Genomic DNA, 18,684 nt, shown 5'->3' with positions numbered 1-18,684 from the left:
CCATACTTTATGAAAAAGTGGGAAAATTTTCTGAAATAAAGCAAAGAGAACCCAAAGGTTCTCTTGTTTGCTTTTATTCTACTGTTTCTTCAACTTGGATTTCCACAACTTCCTCTACAGGAGCAAGTTCTGCCTCTTCTTGTTCTGGAGCCAGATATTCTGCTTCATTGATAGCTTGTGGTTCAAGGTTCCGGTAGCGAGCCATACCAGTACCAGCTGGGATGATCTTACCGATGATAACATTTTCCTTGAGTCCAAGGAGATGATCTTTCTTACCACGGATGGCTGCATCTGTAAGGACACGAGTTGTTTCCTGGAAGGAAGCCGCTGACAAGAAACTATTGGTTTCAAGTGAGGCTTTGGTGATTCCCATAAGAACTGGGCGACCAGTCGCTGGAACTCCACCTGCGATAAGAACATCCTTGTTGGCATCTGTAAAGTCGTTGATGTCCATGAGAGTACCCATAAGAAGATCTGTGTCACCTGGATCCATGACACGAACTTTACGGATCATTTGACGAACCATTACCTCGATGTGTTTGTCACCGATTTCTACCCCTTGGCTACGGTAAACTTTTTGTACTTCACCAAGAAGGTAAGTTTCAACTGACAAGACATCACGAACAGCAAGGAGACGTTTTGGTTGGATAGAACCTTCTGTCAATGCTGCACCGCGAGAGACTTGGTCTCCAACTTCGACACGCATACGGGCTGTAAATGGAACCACGTACTCACCTTCGCCAGTTTCACCCTTAACAAAGACTTTCTTGGTACGAGTTGACGCGTCTTCTTCGATAGCTGTAACTTGTCCTTTGACCTCTGTGATGACCGCTTCCCCTTTCGGATTGCGGGCTTCAAAGATTTCTTGGACACGAGGAAGACCCTGAGTGATATCGGTATTTGAGGCAACCCCACCCGTGTGGAAGGTACGCATTGTAAGCTGTGTACCAGGTTCCCCGATAGATTGGGCAGCGATTGTACCAACTGCTTCACCAACTTCAACCGCATCACCAGTCGCCAAGTTGATACCGTAACAGTGACGGCAGACACCATGACGAGTGTTACATGTAAATACGGAGCGGATAGTCACTTCTTCCACACCAGCATTGACAATTTCACGCGCCTTGTCTTCTGTAATCAACTCATTTGGACCGATGATCACTGCACCAGTTTCTGGATGTTTAACAGTTTTCTTAGTGTAACGACCATTGAGACGCTCTTCGAGAGACTCGATCATCTCTTTTCCTTCTGCGATAGAACGGATCAAGAGACCACGGTCTGTTCCACAGTCGTCCTCACGGATGATAACGTCTTGGGCAACGTCAACCAAACGACGAGTAAGATAACCTGAGTCGGCTGTCTTAAGGGCCGTATCGGTCATACCTTTACGGGCACCGTGAGTTGAGAAGAACATTTCGAGTACTGACAAACCTTCGCGGAAGTTTGAAAGGATTGGCAATTCCATGATACGTCCGTTCGGAGCGGCCATCAGACCACGCATACCGGCAAGCTGTGAGAAGTTTGAGATGTTACCACGGGCTCCAGAGTCCATCATCATAACGATTGGGTTCTTAGGATCTTGGTTGGCAACTAAACGTTTCTCCAATTTTTCACGAGCTGCACGCCATTCAGCGGTAACAGCATTGTAGCGCTCATCGTCCGTAATCATACCTCGACGGAATTGTTTGGTGATTTGTTCTACACGTTTGTGTGATTCTTCAATGATTTCAGCCTTGTCTTCAACAACTGGGATATCGGCAATACCCACTGTCAAACCTGCAAGAGTTGAGTGGTGGTAACCGAGGTTCTTCATGCGGTCAAGTAGGGCAGATGTTTCTGTCGTACGGAAACGTTTGAAGATTTCAGCGATGATATTCCCAAGATTTTTCTTCTTGAATGGAGGGTTGAGTTCAAGATTGCTGATTGCTTCCTTGATATCTCCACCTAGTGGCAAGAAGTATTTAGCTGGAACACCTTCTGTTAAGTTGGCATTTGTTGGTTCTTGCAAGTAAGGTAGACCTTCTGGCATGATATCGTTGAAGAGGATTTTACCAACTGTTGTCAGCAAGACCTTGTGTTTTTGTTCTTCAGTCCAAGGTTTGTTGAGGCTATCTGTCGCGATACCAACACGTGAATGGAGGTGAACATAACCATTGCGGTAAGCCATAACCGCTTCGTCACGGTCTTTGAAGACCATTCCTTCGCCTTCACGACCAGCTTCTTCCATGGTCAAGTAGTAGTTACCCAAAACCATATCCTGAGATGGAGTAACAACTGGTTTACCATCTTTCGGATTCAAGATGTGCTCAGCAGCCAACATCAAGATACGAGCTTCTGCTTGAGCTTCTTCTGAAAGCGGTACGTGGATGGCCATTTGGTCCCCGTCAAAGTCGGCATTGTAGGCTTCACAGACAAGCGGGTGCAAGCGAAGGGCCTTACCATCAATCAAGACTGGCTCGAAGGCTTGGATACCCAAACGGTGAAGGGTCGGTGCGCGGTTCAAAAGAACTGGGTGTTCTTTGATAACTTCTTCCAGGATATCCCAGATGCGTTCGTCTCCACGTTCCACCAAGCGTTTAGCGGCTTTTACGTTTTGCACAATGTCGCGGGCAACGATTTCACGCATGACGAATGGTTTAAAGAGCTCGATCGCCATTTCACGTGGCACACCACATTGGTACATCTTAAGAGTTGGACCAACGGCGATAACGGAACGTCCTGAGAAGTCAACACGTTTACCGAGCAAGTTTTGACGGAAGCGTCCTTGTTTCCCTTTAAGCATGTGGCTCAATGATTTCAGTGGACGGCTACCAGGGCCTGTAATTGGACGACCACGACGACCGTTGTCAATCAAAGCGTCAACTGCTTCTTGAAGCATACGCTTCTCATTTTGAACGATGATACCTGGTGCATTCAACTCAAGCAAACGAGCCAAGCGGTTGTTACGGTTGATAACACGGCGGTAAAGGTCGTTCAAGTCAGATGAGGCAAAACGGCCACCATCCAACTGCAACATTGGACGAAGGTCTGGTGGAATAACTGGAAGGATGTTGAGAATCATCCATTCAGGTTTGTTTCCAGACTTGTAAAAGGCATCCAAAACATCCAAACGACGGATGGCTTTGACACGTTTTTGTCCAGTAGCTGTTTTCAACTCTTCTTTGAGTTCAGTAATTTCTTTTTCAAGATCTACTTGTTTCAAAAGGTCTTGGATGGCTTCGGCACCCATTTTGGCAACGAATGATCCATAACCATACTCACGCAAGCGCTCACGGTATTCGCGCTCTGTCATGATAGACTTGTGCTCAAGTGGTGTATCCTTCGGATCAATCACCACATAAGCCGCAAAGTAGATAACTTCCTCAAGGGCACGAGGGCTCATATCGAGGGTCAAGCCCATACGGCTTGGAATCCCCTTGAAATACCAGATGTGAGATACAGGAGCTTTCAACTCGATGTGCCCCATACGCTCACGACGAACTTTCGTACGCGTTACTTCAACCCCACAGCGGTCACAAACAATCCCTCTGTAACGAATGCGTTTGTACTTCCCACAAGCACATTCCCAGTCCTTTGTAGGACCAAAGATGACTTCGTCAAAGAGTCCTTCACGTTCTGGTTTCAAGGTACGGTAATTGATTGTTTCAGGTTTCTTGACTTCTCCATAAGACCATGAACGGACTTTGCTTGGAGAAGCTAGGGTGATTTGCATACTTTTAAAACGATTTACATCAACCACTATTTCTTCCCTTTCTATTTTAAGTGAACTGCTTATTCTTGTTCAGCAGCTTCTTCTGTTGCTTCCGCTTTTGTTGCTTTCTCAGCTTCTTCAGCTTCAAAGGCTGCTTTGGCCTCTTGGGCTGCTTTTTCGCGGGCTTTTTCAAGGTCATCTACGTGGATGACATCTTCGTCCATTCCTTCATCCAAGTCGCGAAGTTCCACTTCTTGGTCATCTTCGTCAAGAACACGCATGTCAAGACCAAGAGATTGCAATTCTTTGACAAGAACTCGGAAGGATTCTGGAACACCTGGTTTTGGAATTGGTTTTCCTTTTGTAATGGCTTCATAAGCTTTCAAACGTCCATTGATATCGTCAGACTTGTAAGTCAAGATTTCTTGGAGGACATTTGATGCACCGTAGGCTTCAAGAGCCCAAACTTCCATCTCACCGAAACGTTGTCCACCAAACTGAGCTTTACCTCCAAGTGGTTGTTGGGTGACGGTTGAGTATGGTCCGACTGAACGCGCGTGCAATTTATCATCAACCATGTGGTGGAGTTTGATCATGTACATGACACCAACTGATACACGGTTGTCAAACGGCTCACCTGTACGTCCATCGTAAAGGATTGTCTTAGCATCGCTATCCATACCTGCTTCTTTCACAGTGTCCCAAAGGTCTTCAGAACTTGCTCCGTCAAAGACTGGTGTTGCGATGTGGATACCAAGAGTACGGGCTGCCATACCAAGGTGGAGTTCCATAACCTGACCGATATTCATACGCGATGGCACCCCAAGTGGGTTCAACATGATATCGACTGGAGTTCCGTCTGGAAGGTAAGGCATGTCTTCTACAGGAACGATACGAGAGACAACCCCTTTGTTTCCGTGACGTCCGGCCATCTTATCTCCGACTTTGATCTTACGTTTTTGAGCGATGTAGACGCGAACCAGCATGTTAACACCTGATTGCAACTCATCACCATTTGCACGTGTAAAGATTTTAACATCACGAACGACACCATCGGCACCGTGAGGTACACGAAGAGAAGTGTCACGAACTTCACGAGACTTGTCTCCGAAGATAGCGTGCAAGAGACGTTCTTCAGCTGAAAGGTCTTTTTCACCCTTAGGTGTGACTTTACCTACAAGGATATCCCCTTCTTTAACCTCAGCACCGATACGGATAATACCCATTTCGTCAAGGTCTTTAAGAGCATCTTCCCCAACGTTTGGAATTTCACGAGTAATTTCTTCAGGCCCAAGCTTTGTATCGCGCGTTTCTGATTCATATTCTTCGAGGTGGACAGATGTGTAGACATCGTCTTTGACCAAGCGTTCACTCATGATAACGGCATCCTCGAAGTTGTAACCTTCCCAAGTCATATAGGCAACGATTGGGTTTTGTCCAAGCGCCATTTCCCCTTTTTCCATAGAAGGTCCGTCAGCGATAAAGTCGCCTTTTTCAACGACATCGCCAACTTTAACAAGCGTGCGTTGGTTGTAAGCAGTACCTGAGTTTGAACGACGGAATTTTTGGATGTGGTAAACATCCAATGAACCATCTTCGCGGCGTACTTCTACCTTGTCAGCATCTGCGTATGTAACTTTACCATCATACTGGGCAATAACAGCAGCACCAGAGTCATGAGCTGCTTGGTATTCCATACCAGTACCAACGTAAGGTGCTTTTGGATCAATCAATGGCACGGCCTGACGTTGCATGTTGGCACCCATGAGGGCACGGTTGGAGTCATCGTTTTCCAAGAAAGGAATACATGCTGTCGCAACGGCAACTACCTGTTTTGGTGACACGTCCATGTAGTCAACCACTTCTGCTGGATACTCTTGGTTGACCCCTTGGTGACGTCCCATGACAACTTTTTCAGCAAAGGTTCCATCTTCGTTAAGACGAGAGTTGGCCTGCGCTACAGTGAATTCATCTTCTTCATCGGCTGTCAACCAAACGATTTCATTCGTAACAACACCTGTTTCACGGTCAACCTTACGGTATGGTGTTTGAACAAATCCATACTTATTCAAGTGTCCGTAAGATGACAAGTTATTGATCAAACCGATGTTAGGTCCTTCAGGTGTCTCGATTGGGCACATACGACCGTAGTGAGTGTAGTGCACGTCACGAACTTCATATCCAGCACGGTCACGAGTCAAACCACCAGGTCCCAAGGCTGACAAACGGCGTTTGTGAGACAACTCAGAAAGCGGGTTGTGTTGGTCCATGAACTGTGACAACTGTGATGAACCAAAGAATTCTTTAACTGCAGCTGTTACAGGACGGATGTTGATGATTTGTTGTGGTGTCAAGACTTCATTATCCTGAACAGACATGCGTTCACGGACATTACGTTCCATACGAGAAAGTCCAAGACGTACTTGGTTGGCAAGCAATTCACCAACTGCACGGATACGACGGTTCCCAAGGTGGTCGATATCATCCACACGTCCGATACCTTCCGCCAAGTTGAGGAAGTAGCTCATCTCTGCAAGGATATCCGCAGGAGTTACAACACGAACCTTGTCGTCTGGATTGGCATTTCCGATGATGGTTACAACACGGTCTGGGTCCGTTGGGGCAACAACCTTGAATTTTTGAAGGACAACTGGTTCTGTCAGAACAGCTGCATCGTTTGGAATATAAACGATCTTGTTCAAGTCGCCATCCAAATGACTCTCGATACTTTCGATCACGCTACGAGTCATAACGGTACCCGCTTCTACCAAGATTTCACCAGTTTCAGGGTCTACCAATGGCTCCGCAATGGTTTGGTTGAGCAAGCGTGTTTTAACGTTGAGTTTTTTATTGATCTTGTAACGACCAACTGCTGCCAAATCGTAGCGGCGTGGGTCGAAGAAACGTGCCACAAGCAAGCTACGTGAGCTTTCAGCAGTCTTAGGCTCACCTGGACGAAGGCGTTCGTAGATTTCTTTCAAGGCTTCGTCTGTACGAGAGTCCATTGGATTCTTGTGAATATCTTTTTCAACAGTATTGCGAACCAATTCGCTATCACCAAAGATATCAAAGATTTCATCATCACCTGAGAAACCAAGCGCACGAACTAAGGTCGTAAATGGAATCTTACGAGTACGATCGATACGAGTATAAGCGATGTCTTTTGAGTCGCTTTCAAGTTCCAACCAAGCTCCACGGTTAGGGATAACAGTTGAGCCGTATCCCACTTTACCGTTCTTGTCTACTTTGTCGTTAAAGTAAACACCTGGTGAGCGGACCAACTGAGAAACGATAATACGTTCACCACCATTGATGATGAAAGTACCCATTTCGGTCATGATTGGGAAATCACCAAAGAAGACTTCTTGGGTCTTGATTTCGCCTGTTTCTTTATTGATCAAGCGGAAGGTTACAAAAATTGGTGCTGAGTAGCTAGCATCGTGGATACGTGCTTCTTCGAGCGTGTATTTTGGTTCCTTGATTTCATATCCAACAAATTCCAACTCCATAGTTTCTGTGAAGTTTGAAATTGGCAATACATCTTCAAATACTTCCTTAAGACCGTGATCTAGGAAATCTTTGAATGAATCCGTTTGAATTTCAATCAAATTTGGTAAGTCAAGAACTTCTTTGATTCTTGAAAAACTACGACGGGTACGATGTTTCCCGTATTGAACGTCATGTCCTGCCAAGATGATTCTCCTTTGTAAATAAATTCCAAGCCTTGTCAATCAGGCTTTTCTAATCGTCATATGGTTTTTAAAACCCCTATCACCGTGTCCTTTTGATTAATTTTCAGAATCTTTAAATCTTTGTTACAAGCGCTCAAAAACCTGAAAAAAAGCACAAAAAGAGCAGCTAAATCTGACTTTTTCAGAAGATTTAACTGCTGTGAGCCTTGTCTGGACAATATTTCAGACAAAACCTACGACAAATGATTATTTTCATTATACCCTATTTAGCTAGATTTTTCAAGGTTTTTTTACTATTTTTTAAACAATCTTTTCCTATGTATTATTTTAAAATTTCAAGAGAATGAAGCATTATATTTTCTCTTAAAAGTTAGGAAAACGCTTGCACTAATGTTTACCTCGTGCTATACTGATAGGGAACAACTACACAAGGAGAATTGTGATGAAAAAGATCCCATCTCAAACTGAGAAAAAAATGATTTATGGTATCCGTTCCTTGAAGAACGGAACTGGTTCTGTCCTTATTGGTGCCAGCATTATCCTGCTTTCTGCTGCAATGCCAACTATTTCGGCTAACGAAAACCTGCCTCAAACTCAGGAAAATACCAGCGCTGTGATCAAGGCCCCTACTGAGACTGAAACGAGTCAAACTCAAACGGAAACGCCTATTTCTGAACAAAAGAATGCAAACGCTTCCCTTGATTCTAAAAAAGAAGCTCCAGCTGGGGAAACTACTACAGCGCCAGCAACACCCAAAACAGAAGATGCTACTACAAGCCAGGCTAACAGCAAGGAAGAGAAAGTAGATAACAGCACTGCAACGCCAACTTCAGATCAAAAACCACAAGCTGACGCATCCTCTGAAGAACCCATCGAAGACAACCACTTCCGTATCCATGTAAAAAAACTCCCTGAAGAAAACAAGGATTCTCAAGGTCTTTGGACTTGGGACGATGTTGAGAAGCCGTCTGAAAACTGGCCCAATGGAGCCAAGTCCTTCAAGGATGCCAAGCAAGATGACTACGGTTATTACCTAGATGTCAAACTCAAAAATGAGCAAGCCAAGAAAGTCAGCTTCCTCATCAACAATACCAAGGGGGATAACCTGACGGGAGACCGTTCTGTAGAGCGCCTCTCTCCAAAAATGAACGAGGCCTGGCTAGATGAAAACTACAAGGTATACAACTACCGCCCTCAACCAGCAGGAACTATTCGTGTCAACTACTACCGCACCGATGGAAACTATGACAAAAAATCTCTCTGGTATTGGGGCGATGTTAAAAACCCAAGCAGTGGAGAATGGCCTGACGGTACTGACTTTACAGCAACTGGAAAATATGGCCGTTACATTGATATCCCACTCAATGAAGCTGCAAGAGAATTTGGATTTTTATTACTAGACGAAAGCAAGAAAGGCGATGATGTGAAAATCAGAAAAGAAGATTATAAATTCACTGATCTAAAAAATCACAGTCAGATTTTCCTCAAAGATGATGACGAAACCATCTACACTAACCCCTACTATGTGCACGATATCCGCATGACTGGTGCCCAACACGTGGCTAAATCTCGTATCGAAAGCAGTTTTTCTACCCTCGTTGGAGCTAAGAAAGACGATATCCTCAAACACTCCAGCATCACTGATTACCAAGGGAATAAAGTAGCTATCACAGACGTGGAAGTGGATGAGGCAGGTAAAAAAGTGACCTACATCGGCGACTTCTCTGACACTCAACACCCGTACACTGTCAGCTACAATTCAGACCGCTTTACCACACGTTCAAGCTGGCGCCTCAAGGATGAATCCTACAGTTACGATGGGCCACTCGGCGCAACTCTAAAAGAAGATGGCAAGCGTGTTGACCTCACCCTCTGGTCTCCAAGTGCTGATAAGGTTTCCGTTGTTGTCTATGACAAGAAAGACCCTGAAAAAGTAGTTGGAACTGTCGCCCTTGAAAAAGGAGAAAAAGGAACCTGGAAACAAACTCTGGATGCAAACTCTGGTCTCGGTATCAGCAACTACACTGGCTACTACTACCACTACCAAATCGAGCGCCAAGGTAAAACTGTCCTCGTTCTTGACCCTTATGCCAAATCATTAGCGGCTTGGAACAGTGACCTAGCAAAAACAGATGCCGCTCATAAGGTCGCTAAAGCTGCCTTTGTCGATCCAGCGAAGTTAGGTCCGCAAGACTTGACCTATGGAAAGATTCGTAACTTCAAATCACGTGAAGATGCCGTTATCTATGAAGCTCATGTACGTGACTTCACTTCGGATCCTGCCATCGCAAAAGACTTGACCAAGCCATTTGGTACCTTTGAAGCCTTTATTGAAAAACTGGACTATCTCAAAGACTTGGGTGTGACCCACATCCAGCTCCTTCCAGTCTTGTCCTACTACTTTGTCAATGAATTGAAAAACCATGAACGTTTGTCTGCCTACGCTTCAAGCAACAGCAACTATAACTGGGGATATGACCCTCAAAACTACTTCTCCTTGACTGGTATGTACTCAAGCGATCCTAAGGATCCAGAAAAACGTATCGTAGAATTCAAAAACCTCATCAACGAAATCCACAAACGTGGCATGGGTGCTATCTTGGACGTGGTCTACAACCATACTGCAAATGTTGATATTTTTGAGGATATTGAGCCAAACTACTACCACTTTATGGATGCAGACGGAACTCCACGTACCAGCTTTGGAGGTGGCCGTTTGGGAACTACCCACTACATGTCTAAACGTGTCTTGGTAGACTCCATCAAGTATCTGGTTGAAACCTACAAAGTAGATGGTTTCCGCTTCGATATGATGGGTGACCACGATGCAGCTTCTATCGAAGAAGCGTACAAAGCTGCACGCGCCCTCAATCCAAATCTTATCATGCTAGGTGAAGGCTGGAGAACCTATACAGGCGATGAAAATACGCCTGTACAACCTGCTGACCAGTCTTGGATGAAGAAAACAGATACTGTTGCTGTCTTTTCAGACGACATCCGTAACAACCTCAAGTCTGGCTATCCAAACGAAGGTCAACCTGCCTTTATCACAGGTGGCAAACGCGATATCAATACCATCTTTAAAAATCTGATTGCCCAACCAACCAACTTTGAAGCAGACAACCCTGGAGATGTTATCCAGTATATCGCAGCCCATGATAACTTGACCCTCTTTGATATCATTGCCCAGTCTATCAAAAAAGACCCAAGCAAGGCTGAGAACTATGCTGAAATCCATCGTCGTTTGCGACTTGGAAACCTCATGGTCTTGACTGCTCAAGGGACTCCGTTTATCCACTCTGGTCAGGAATATGGACGTACCAAACAATTCCTTGATCCAGCCTATAAGAATCCTGTCTCAGAGGATAAGGTTCCAAACAAGTCTCACTTGTTACGTGACAAAGACGGCAAGCCTTTTGTCTATCCTTACTTTATCCATGACTCTTACGACTCTAGTGATGCTGTCAACAAGTTTGACTGGACCAAAGCTACAGATAGCAAAGCATATCCTGAAAATGTCAAGAGCCGTGACTACATGAAAGGTCTGATCGCCCTTCGTCAATCTACAGATGCTTTCCGACTCAAGAGTCTGCAAGATATCAAGGAGCGCGTCCACCTCATTACTGTCCCAGGCCAAAACGGTGTTGAAAAAGAAGACGTGGTCATCGGCTACCAAATCACTGCTCCAAATGGAGATATCTACGCAGTCTTTGTCAATGCAGATGATAAGGCTCGTGAATTTACTCTAGGAACTGCCTTTGCTCACTTGAGAAAGGCTGAAGTCCTCGCAGATGAAAACCAAGCAGGACCAGTAGGAATCGCTAAACCTCAAGGTCTTGAATGGACTGAAAAAGGTTTGAAATTGAACGCTCTCACTGCCGTTGTTCTCCGCTTGTCTCAAGGCGGTGCCATTGTCGCCCCAGCTGTGGAAGAAAAACCAGAATTTGATCTTTCTAGCTTGAATGTCGAACAAGAACAAGACCAGGTCCAAAACCTAGCAGCCAATCCTGACTCTCAAGAAACTGCTACAGAGGCTCACTCTCAGAACCTCCTTCCAAACACAGGAACTGAGAGAAAATCCCTCCTTGCCCTTGCTGGATTCAGTATCCTTGCCCTTCTCGGACTTGGATGGTTGATAAAAAACAAGAAAAAGAAATAACACTCAATGAAAATCAAAGGGTAAACTAGGAAGCTAATCGCAGGCTGCTCAAAGCACAGCTTTGAGCTTGTAGATAAGGCGAAGCTGACTTGGTTTGAAGAGATTTTCGAAGAGTATAAACTAGCCCTCCTATAGAAAAATACCCCATGATTAGAAGACTCTTCTAGCCATGGGGTGTTGTTTTTATGATACACTTATCTATCAAATCATATATTCTACACTATAGGTGGCATCTGATAAGATACGAGCTAGGAACTGCTTGGTTCGTTCTTCTTGTGGACGACTAAAGAAATCGTGGGGATTATTCTCCTCTACGATACGGCCTCCATCCATGAAAATAACGTGGTTTGCGACATCTCTAGCAAATCCCATCTCATGCGTAACGACTACCATGGTCACACCTTCTCCCGCCAACTGTTTCAGAACATCCAAAACATCTCCAACCAACTCAGGATCTAGTGCAGATGTTGGTTCATCTAGCAAAATGACCTCGGGCTTGACGGCAATAGCACGCGCAATTCCTATTCGTTGTTGTTGTCCTCCAGATAGTTGTGAAGGGTAGTAGTCTTTGTAGGCCAGTAAACCAACTTTTTCCAAGGCAGATTCTGCACGTTTGAGCGCTTCTTCCTTGGGAACTTTACGAGCCACGATTAGACCTTCTAGAATATTTTCCAGAGCAGTTTTATTTGCAAAGAGATTGTAGTGTTGGAAAACAAAGGCTGTTTTTTGGCGAATTTCTAGAATGTCTTTCTTGCTTAATTTGGCTAAGTCATAGGTTTTTCCTGCCAAGGTCAAACGGCCACTGTCAGCTTTTTCTAAGTGATTAAGACAACGGAGAAAGGTCGTTTTCCCCGAACCTGATGGTCCTAAGATAACGACGACATCCCCTTGATTGACCTGGAGATTGACATCCTCCAGTACCTGCCTCTCTCCAAATGTTTTTGCGATATGTTCTACTTGTAACATCCTGTCCTCCTATACAAAACGCGCGCTAGATGCTTTTGCACTCTTTTCTTTTTTCACATAGCCTTTTTCCAGTAGGGAGAAGCCCCACTGAATCAAACCACAGATCAAAATATACTGCAAAAAGATCACAAAATAAGACTCAAAATACTGGTAACCGTAGGACGCTTCTACACGAGCAATAGCGGTGATGTCCTTGATAGTCATAACAAAGACCAGGGAGGTCCCTTTGACGATATTGATCACCAGATTGGCCAAGTTAGGCAAGGCTGAGCGCAAGGCTTGAGGAAAAACAATCCTTAGATAGGCCTGGGTCGTAGTCAAGCCAATCGCATGCGCTGCCTCTAGTTGTCCCTTGTCCACCGTCAAGATGGCTGAACGCAAAATCTCCGATAAACTCCCGACTGTCATCAAACTATAAATGATAAAGGCATAATAGAGAGGATCAAGCTTGAAAATATCAAAGTCACTTCCTATGCTTTTGAGAAATTGATTCAGCAGGCTTGGAAACAAACTATAAAAGAAGAGAATCAATAAAATCGGAGGAGTCGCTCGGATAAAGGCCAGATAGACCAGAGAAAAACTCCTCACACCTCGAACCTTGTAAATCTGCCCCAAGGCTAAAAATAGAGCCGGTAAAAAGCTTAAGACCATAGCCACAATCATGATAATCAAGGTGATTGGCACACCCTTCAAGGTCTCCAGAAAGGTCTTTACAATATAGTCTATATCCATTTCTTACCTCCCTTTTGTTTCCAAAGACTTCTCAAGCAAACGACTCAAGCTAGAAATAACCAAGGCAATCCCCCAGTAAAGAAGCGCAACTGCCGTATAGGTTTCCAGAGAGTAGTTCCCTAAATTGCGACTGATCAAGAGATTGCCTGCCCCCATAACATCAACAAAACCAATCGTATAAGCCAAGGCAGCATCCCGCATGAGATTGAGAATAGCGGTTGTTATATTGGGAAGAGCAACTTGAAAAGCTTGAGGAAAAATGATTCTCCAAAAAGTCTGACTTGGAGTCAAACCAATACTAAGCCCGGCCTCTGTCTGCCCCTTTGGAATAGCTTGATAGGCCGCCTTGAAAACCTCGGCAACTATAGCCGCAAACAAGAGAATCATCGTCAGGAGAACAAAAATAGTTTTAGACCAGTTGTTGATGTCCAAGCCAAGCCACCATTTCAGAAATTCTGGCAAGCCATAAAAGACTAGAAAAAGCAAGACAATCGGCGGTGTACAACGTAGGGTAAAGATATAGCCTTTGGAAATCGCTGCAAAACTCTTGTCTTCTCCTACTTGCGCCCAGGCCAAGAGACCTCCAAAAAGGGAACCAAGAAGAGTGGTAAAAAAGAGAATGGACAAGGTCATAGGAAGTGCCTGCCATAAGGTCGGTAAGAACTGAAAGACCTTGGAAAAATCATAAGAAACCATGCAAAACCCTTTCTAGTCTTGGAATTTCTGGTCTAGTCTTTGTCTACATAACTAAAGACATCTTCTTTAAAGTATTGCTGAGATAGCTTAGCAAGCGTCCCATCTTCTTTCAACTCTTTGATTGCTTTTTCGTATTCTTTAGCGAATTGCTCACCCTTTTCATCACGGTGAATCAAAGGATAAGTTGGAATGCCCTTGTATGGGAACCAGCTGAGTTTATCCGCATATTGGTGGTAAGGACCATCTTCTGCTGTAACTGCTTTTTCAAAGGACAGTTTGATATCAAAGAAGGCGTCATAACGTCCTTCTAAGACCCAGGCATAGGCATCTGCCACTTTAAAGGATTCAGCAGCTGTTAGCTCAATCGGTGCATCCTGATGTTTTTCATTGTAGCTGGTGATAACATTCCATTGAGCATTCTGTGGAGAGATGGGAACCAATTTCCCTTTATTCTTAGCAAAGTCATCAATGGTTTTGTATTTCTGTTCATCTTCTTTTCTGACAGTAAATCCGATGATGCTCGCTCCCACTGGTTCAGATGGAATGACAAACTTTTTAGCTCGTTCATCTGTGTACCAAGCTCCCTTGGTTCCGATGTCATACTTTCCTGATTCCAGACCAATCAAGAGGTCGTCATCACTGGTACCCGTATATTCAAATTGATAGTTTGCCAACTTCTCATCAACAGCCTTCAAAACAGCTACTTCATAACCATCTGATTCCCCTTTTTCATTGACAAAGTCATAAGGTACATAGTTTTGTGTATGGGCAACCTTCAAGGTTATAACTTCAGCAGACGAAGCCGTTTCTCCATCCTTGGCTGGAGCACCAGCTAAACTTCTCCCGATAATCGTTGCCCCAATTACTGCAACAACTGCTACACCACCGATAATCCCTGCTTTTTTACTCATCTTTTTCTCCTTTAGTTTTCAAGCGCTTCTCTCACCCACTGGATACGTTCAACTGTGATATCACTTGGAATGGTACAATCTGCCCCAAGTACCAAGCCCTGTTCCCCAGCTTCTGCAACTAGTTTCTTTGCCTCAGCCTGAATGGCATCCTTGCTACCAGTATACAGTAAGCCTGTCTTGCCATTTTCGAATCCTCCAAGAACCGTACGTCCCTTGAAAATCTCACGACCTTCCTTGAGAGTGATTCCCTCTGGTCCTACAGCCCAGTTAAAGACTTGGGCTGGATAATCTGCAAAAAGGTGAATATCATTTCGCGCTCCCTCGTAACCACAGATATGAAGAACAGTGACGCCACCAACAGCACTAGCTGCTTCCAGAACCGTTATCTCGCTAGGTGCAATGACGGCTTGATAATCTGCTGCCGACACTCGTTGATCTTGGATACTCTGCACGCTGAGGTAGATTCCGTCAGCACCAGCCTCTTCGATGACAGCTCGACTGAGACTCGCAATATCCTCTGCAATCACATCCAACACCTTCTTAAGGGCTTCAGGATCTTCCACCAGAAAATCTGCAATGAGGTCATCCCCACCAGATACTTCCCCAAGCAACCACTTGAGATAGGTCACAGGAGCAAAAATATTGTAAATCGCAACGATATCTTCTGTAAACTCTTGCTTGATTTTCTTAACCAAGTCCACCTGATCTTTTATCCAAGCATGGTCTGATCCAAGTGGTTGAATGGTCGCCAATTCTTGAAGTGACTTTCCTTTGGCAATCGCTGGATTTGGATAAGCAAAGTAGCCATCACTCATGAGTTTGATAAAGTCTGGCTGAACTTCTCGGATAAAGCGCTTATGGCCCTCAATATTCTTCTCGATAATGACTGGATTTGAGAATCCATGTAGCCATTCGTCTTCGGATGTGAAATGGTGCCAAAAACCAACTGGCACACGATCAACCTTTTCACCTTTAAATGCTTTTAAAACCCATTCTTTTTTTTCTGACATTCTTATTCTCCATTTCTTACTTTTTCAACTAATAAACTGCTTGCGATATCATTCGAGCGTAGAAAGGGAAGACTGGACTTGGAAAAATCCTGAACTCCACGACATCTCTCTCCATTTTTGCAGTGCCCATTTTTTACGACGCTTATGGCAACCAAGGCCAGCAAACCGACAACTGCAATGAAGATGCCCCATCTTTTACTTTTCATAGCTCCTCCTTTTAGAGAACAGCTGCCTGCCGAATCCAGTCCAACCTCTCTAAGTCAAAGTCATCTGGAACAGTACAGTCAGCTCCCAGAAGAACGCCTTTACTACCAGCTTCAGCCAGCAACCGTCTTGTTTCATCTTGCAATTCCGCTTTGGAACCTTGATAAAGCAAGCTTTTCTTGCCATTTTCGAATCCACCTAAAACGGCCTTATCTCGGAATAACTCTTGACCCTGTGTCAAACTAACATCCTCATGGTGGGTCGCCCAGTTGACCACTTGAGCTGGATAGTCCTTAAATATCGTCACATCATTGCTCGCACCTTCAAAACCACAGATATGGAGGATATTGGTCCCACCAACCTGATTGGCTGCCTCCAAAATCGCTATATTGCTCGGTTCGATATAGGTTTTGTAGAGTGCTGGTGTAATGCGCTCATCTTGAATTTCCTGGGTGCTGAGGTAAATCCCGTCAACACCGCCTTGCTGGATGATTTTCTGAGTTAGGATAGCAATATCTCCTGCAATCACATCTAGAATCGCTCTGAATTGCTCAGGATTTTCAAGCAATAAATCAGCTACTTCCTTATCACCTCGAGAAGTTTCTGTACGGAACCAGCGCTTGAGGTAGGAGATCGGCGAAAAGATATTGTAGAAAGAAGCAATCTCTTCGGTAAAGGTCTCTCGAATCGCTTGTACCACTTCCACCTGTTGCTGAATCCATGGGTGTTCCTCACCAATCGACTCAATAGAAGTCAGCTCCTGAATGCTTGCAATCTTAGGACTATAGACATTACTTGGATAAAGGAAAAAACCGTCGCTCATGATTTTGACAAAATCAGGACAAATCCTTTCCACATAGTTGCGATGCCCGTCAACACTCTTTTGAAAGATACGTGGATTATTTAATCCCTGCCCCTTTTCTTCGAGTGTTACAAAATGAAACCAAAATCCGACAGGAACTCTTTCCACTTCATCGCCTCGAATCGCTCTAAAGACTAGATCTCTTTTACTTGCCATACCTTTCTCCTTCCATTTGGATTGAAACCATCTTACCACTCCTTTTTTCCTTTTCCCAATATATATTGACTATCAACTCGATTAGAAATTTTTATATCTATAAAGAAAAAAATCCCTGAAAAGCTTGATGTTACTAGCCTTTCAAAGATTCACTTTATTTTCATCTATTTTCCAAAAAGAAGCTGATATAGATTTTCTATCAAGCCGATTGAATTTTTTTATATCCATCTTCATTCCCAAATTAAGTACATAATTTTATCCTAATACCAAATTACTACTGAAAAATTTCTTTTCTCTCGGTATTTCCTTGCACAAATCCCATGAAAACGCTACAATATTAATAGACTATTATTAGGAGGATGGGATTATGAAAATATCCAAAGTTACCATTACAATTGCTTCTACACTTACTTCCGTCATTTTACTGACTGGCTGTGGTACAAATTCGGCAAATTCACAGACAACACAAAGTAGTACATCTGATAATCAGGTTACAATGACCTATGATCAGTTGCGTTCAAGAGAAAATACTATGTCAACTCTTTGGTATCAAAAAGCAGCTGAAACCAAGGCACTCTATCTACAAGGTTACAATGTCGCTACTGATCGTTTGAAAGAACTACTAAAAACACAGACAGATAAACCCTACTCTATCGTTTTGGACTTAGACGAAACAGTATTAGACAATAGCCCTTATCAAGCGCAAAATGTCAAAGATGGAACAGCATTTACCCCAGAAAACTGGGATGTCTGGGTAAAAAAAGCTGCAGCCAAGGCTGTACCAGGTGCTAAAGACTTTCTCCAATTTGCAGACCAAAACGGTGTCCAAATTTACTATGTATCTGACCGCACGATAGATCAGGTAGATGATACGATCAAAAACCTAGAAAATGAAGGAATCCCTGTACAAAGCCGCGATCATCTCATGTTCTTAGAAAAAGGCGTCAAATCTAAAGAAGGTCGTAGACAAGCAGTCCAAGAAAAAACCAACTTAGTCATGCTACTAGGAGACAATCTTGTGGACTTTGCAGAGTTTTCAAAGACCTCTGAAACTGAGCGCGACCAAAAATTAGAGGAATTACAAAAAGAGTTTGGTCAGAAATTCATCATTTTCCCTAACCCAATGTACGGATCATGGGAAAGCACTGTTTACAATGGTAATAAATTGGATGCCAAGGGTCAAACTGAAGAGCGCCAAAAAAACTTACAAGGTTTTGATAAATAAAATAAGGGAGCTATCTACCAGTTTACACCAACCACAAGATATCGTATTTGTGAGAATATCAAAAAGACGATTTCCAAGCGGAGATCGTCTTTTAATAGGACAGACTTCTCCAATTCAAAATGTACTTCATTTAGTATAGATGTAGCCATAAATCATATTTTCTAAGTGGTTTATACATGACTATCCGTCAGGGAAAGCAAATATGCAAAATTTAGAAATTTTGATATAATAGAACTATCAAAAAGTAAAGGAATGATTGGTATGAAAGCAATCACAGCTCACAGCTCACAGCTCACAGCTCACAGCTCACAGCTCACAGCTCACAGCTCACAGCTCACAGCTCACAGCTCACAGCTCACAGCTCACAGCTCACAGCTCAC

General features: G+C 43.8%; 11 protein-coding genes. 2 read left to right on the top strand and 9 right to left on the bottom strand.

Annotated elements, in window-relative coordinates:
* Positions 1–73 precede the first annotated feature (73 nt).
* Positions 74–3,739 carry a DNA-directed RNA polymerase subunit beta' gene (gene rpoC / locus D8863_RS00585; protein WP_000228784.1) on the bottom strand — a complete coding sequence of 1,222 codons (3,666 nt, stop codon included), beginning with the start codon at positions 3,737–3,739 and terminating at the stop codon, positions 74–76.
* A gap of 32 nt (positions 3,740–3,771) precedes the next feature.
* On the bottom strand, positions 3,772–7,383 hold the full coding sequence (gene rpoB / locus D8863_RS00580; RefSeq protein WP_125440780.1) for a DNA-directed RNA polymerase subunit beta: 3,612 nt from the start codon (positions 7,381–7,383) through the stop codon (positions 3,772–3,774).
* A gap of 442 nt (positions 7,384–7,825) precedes the next feature.
* Between rpoB and D8863_RS00575 the strand changes: the two genes are divergently transcribed.
* Positions 7,826–11,542 carry a pullulanase gene (locus tag D8863_RS00575; protein ID WP_125440779.1) on the top strand — a complete coding sequence of 1,239 codons (3,717 nt, stop codon included), beginning with the start codon at positions 7,826–7,828 and terminating at the stop codon, positions 11,540–11,542.
* A 201-nt stretch (positions 11,543–11,743) separates the two neighbouring features.
* Here the strand turns inward: D8863_RS00575 and D8863_RS00565 are convergent, their stop codons facing one another.
* From D8863_RS00565 to D8863_RS00535, 7 genes are read right to left on the bottom strand one after another with little or no spacing between them, the layout of a single operon-like run.
* The gene (locus D8863_RS00565; RefSeq protein WP_000942252.1) at positions 11,744–12,508 is read right to left on the bottom strand and encodes an amino acid ABC transporter ATP-binding protein; all 765 of its coding nucleotides are present in this window, start codon (positions 12,506–12,508) and stop codon (positions 11,744–11,746) included.
* Between the two features lie 9 nt (positions 12,509–12,517).
* Complete coding sequence (locus D8863_RS00560; protein WP_000350563.1) at positions 12,518–13,240, bottom strand: amino acid ABC transporter permease; 723 nt, start codon at positions 13,238–13,240, stop codon at positions 12,518–12,520.
* Between the two features lie 3 nt (positions 13,241–13,243).
* Positions 13,244–13,936, bottom strand: coding sequence for an amino acid ABC transporter permease (locus D8863_RS00555; protein WP_000255460.1), 693 nt, complete (start codon positions 13,934–13,936; stop codon positions 13,244–13,246).
* A 32-nt stretch (positions 13,937–13,968) separates the two neighbouring features.
* Complete coding sequence (locus D8863_RS00550) at positions 13,969–14,847, bottom strand: transporter substrate-binding domain-containing protein (RefSeq protein WP_000036979.1); 879 nt, start codon at positions 14,845–14,847, stop codon at positions 13,969–13,971.
* Between the two features lie 11 nt (positions 14,848–14,858).
* Positions 14,859–15,857 carry a uroporphyrinogen decarboxylase family protein gene (locus D8863_RS00545; RefSeq protein ID WP_125388618.1) on the bottom strand — a complete coding sequence of 333 codons (999 nt, stop codon included), beginning with the start codon at positions 15,855–15,857 and terminating at the stop codon, positions 14,859–14,861.
* Between the two features lie 2 nt (positions 15,858–15,859).
* Entirely contained in the window at positions 15,860–16,063 is a 204-nt protein-coding gene (locus tag D8863_RS00540; RefSeq protein ID WP_000837737.1) for a hypothetical protein, read from the bottom strand.
* An 11-nt stretch (positions 16,064–16,074) separates the two neighbouring features.
* On the bottom strand, positions 16,075–17,079 hold the full coding sequence (locus tag D8863_RS00535; RefSeq protein WP_125440778.1) for a uroporphyrinogen decarboxylase family protein: 1,005 nt from the start codon (positions 17,077–17,079) through the stop codon (positions 16,075–16,077).
* 367 nt (positions 17,080–17,446) lie between these two features.
* On the opposite strand from D8863_RS00535, the gene D8863_RS00530 reads away from it, so the two are divergent.
* Positions 17,447–18,304 (top strand): 5'-nucleotidase, lipoprotein e(P4) family, encoded by an 858-nt coding sequence (locus D8863_RS00530; protein WP_084918126.1) that lies wholly within the window; start codon positions 17,447–17,449, stop codon positions 18,302–18,304.
* The last annotated feature ends 380 nt before the right edge of the window (positions 18,305–18,684 follow it).

The organism is Streptococcus oralis, assembly GCF_003943825.1.
GTDB lineage: Bacteria > Bacillota > Bacilli > Lactobacillales > Streptococcaceae > Streptococcus > Streptococcus oralis_CD.
Note: the sequence above shows the minus strand (reverse complement) of the source record. Positions and strands in the feature narration are given on the sequence as shown.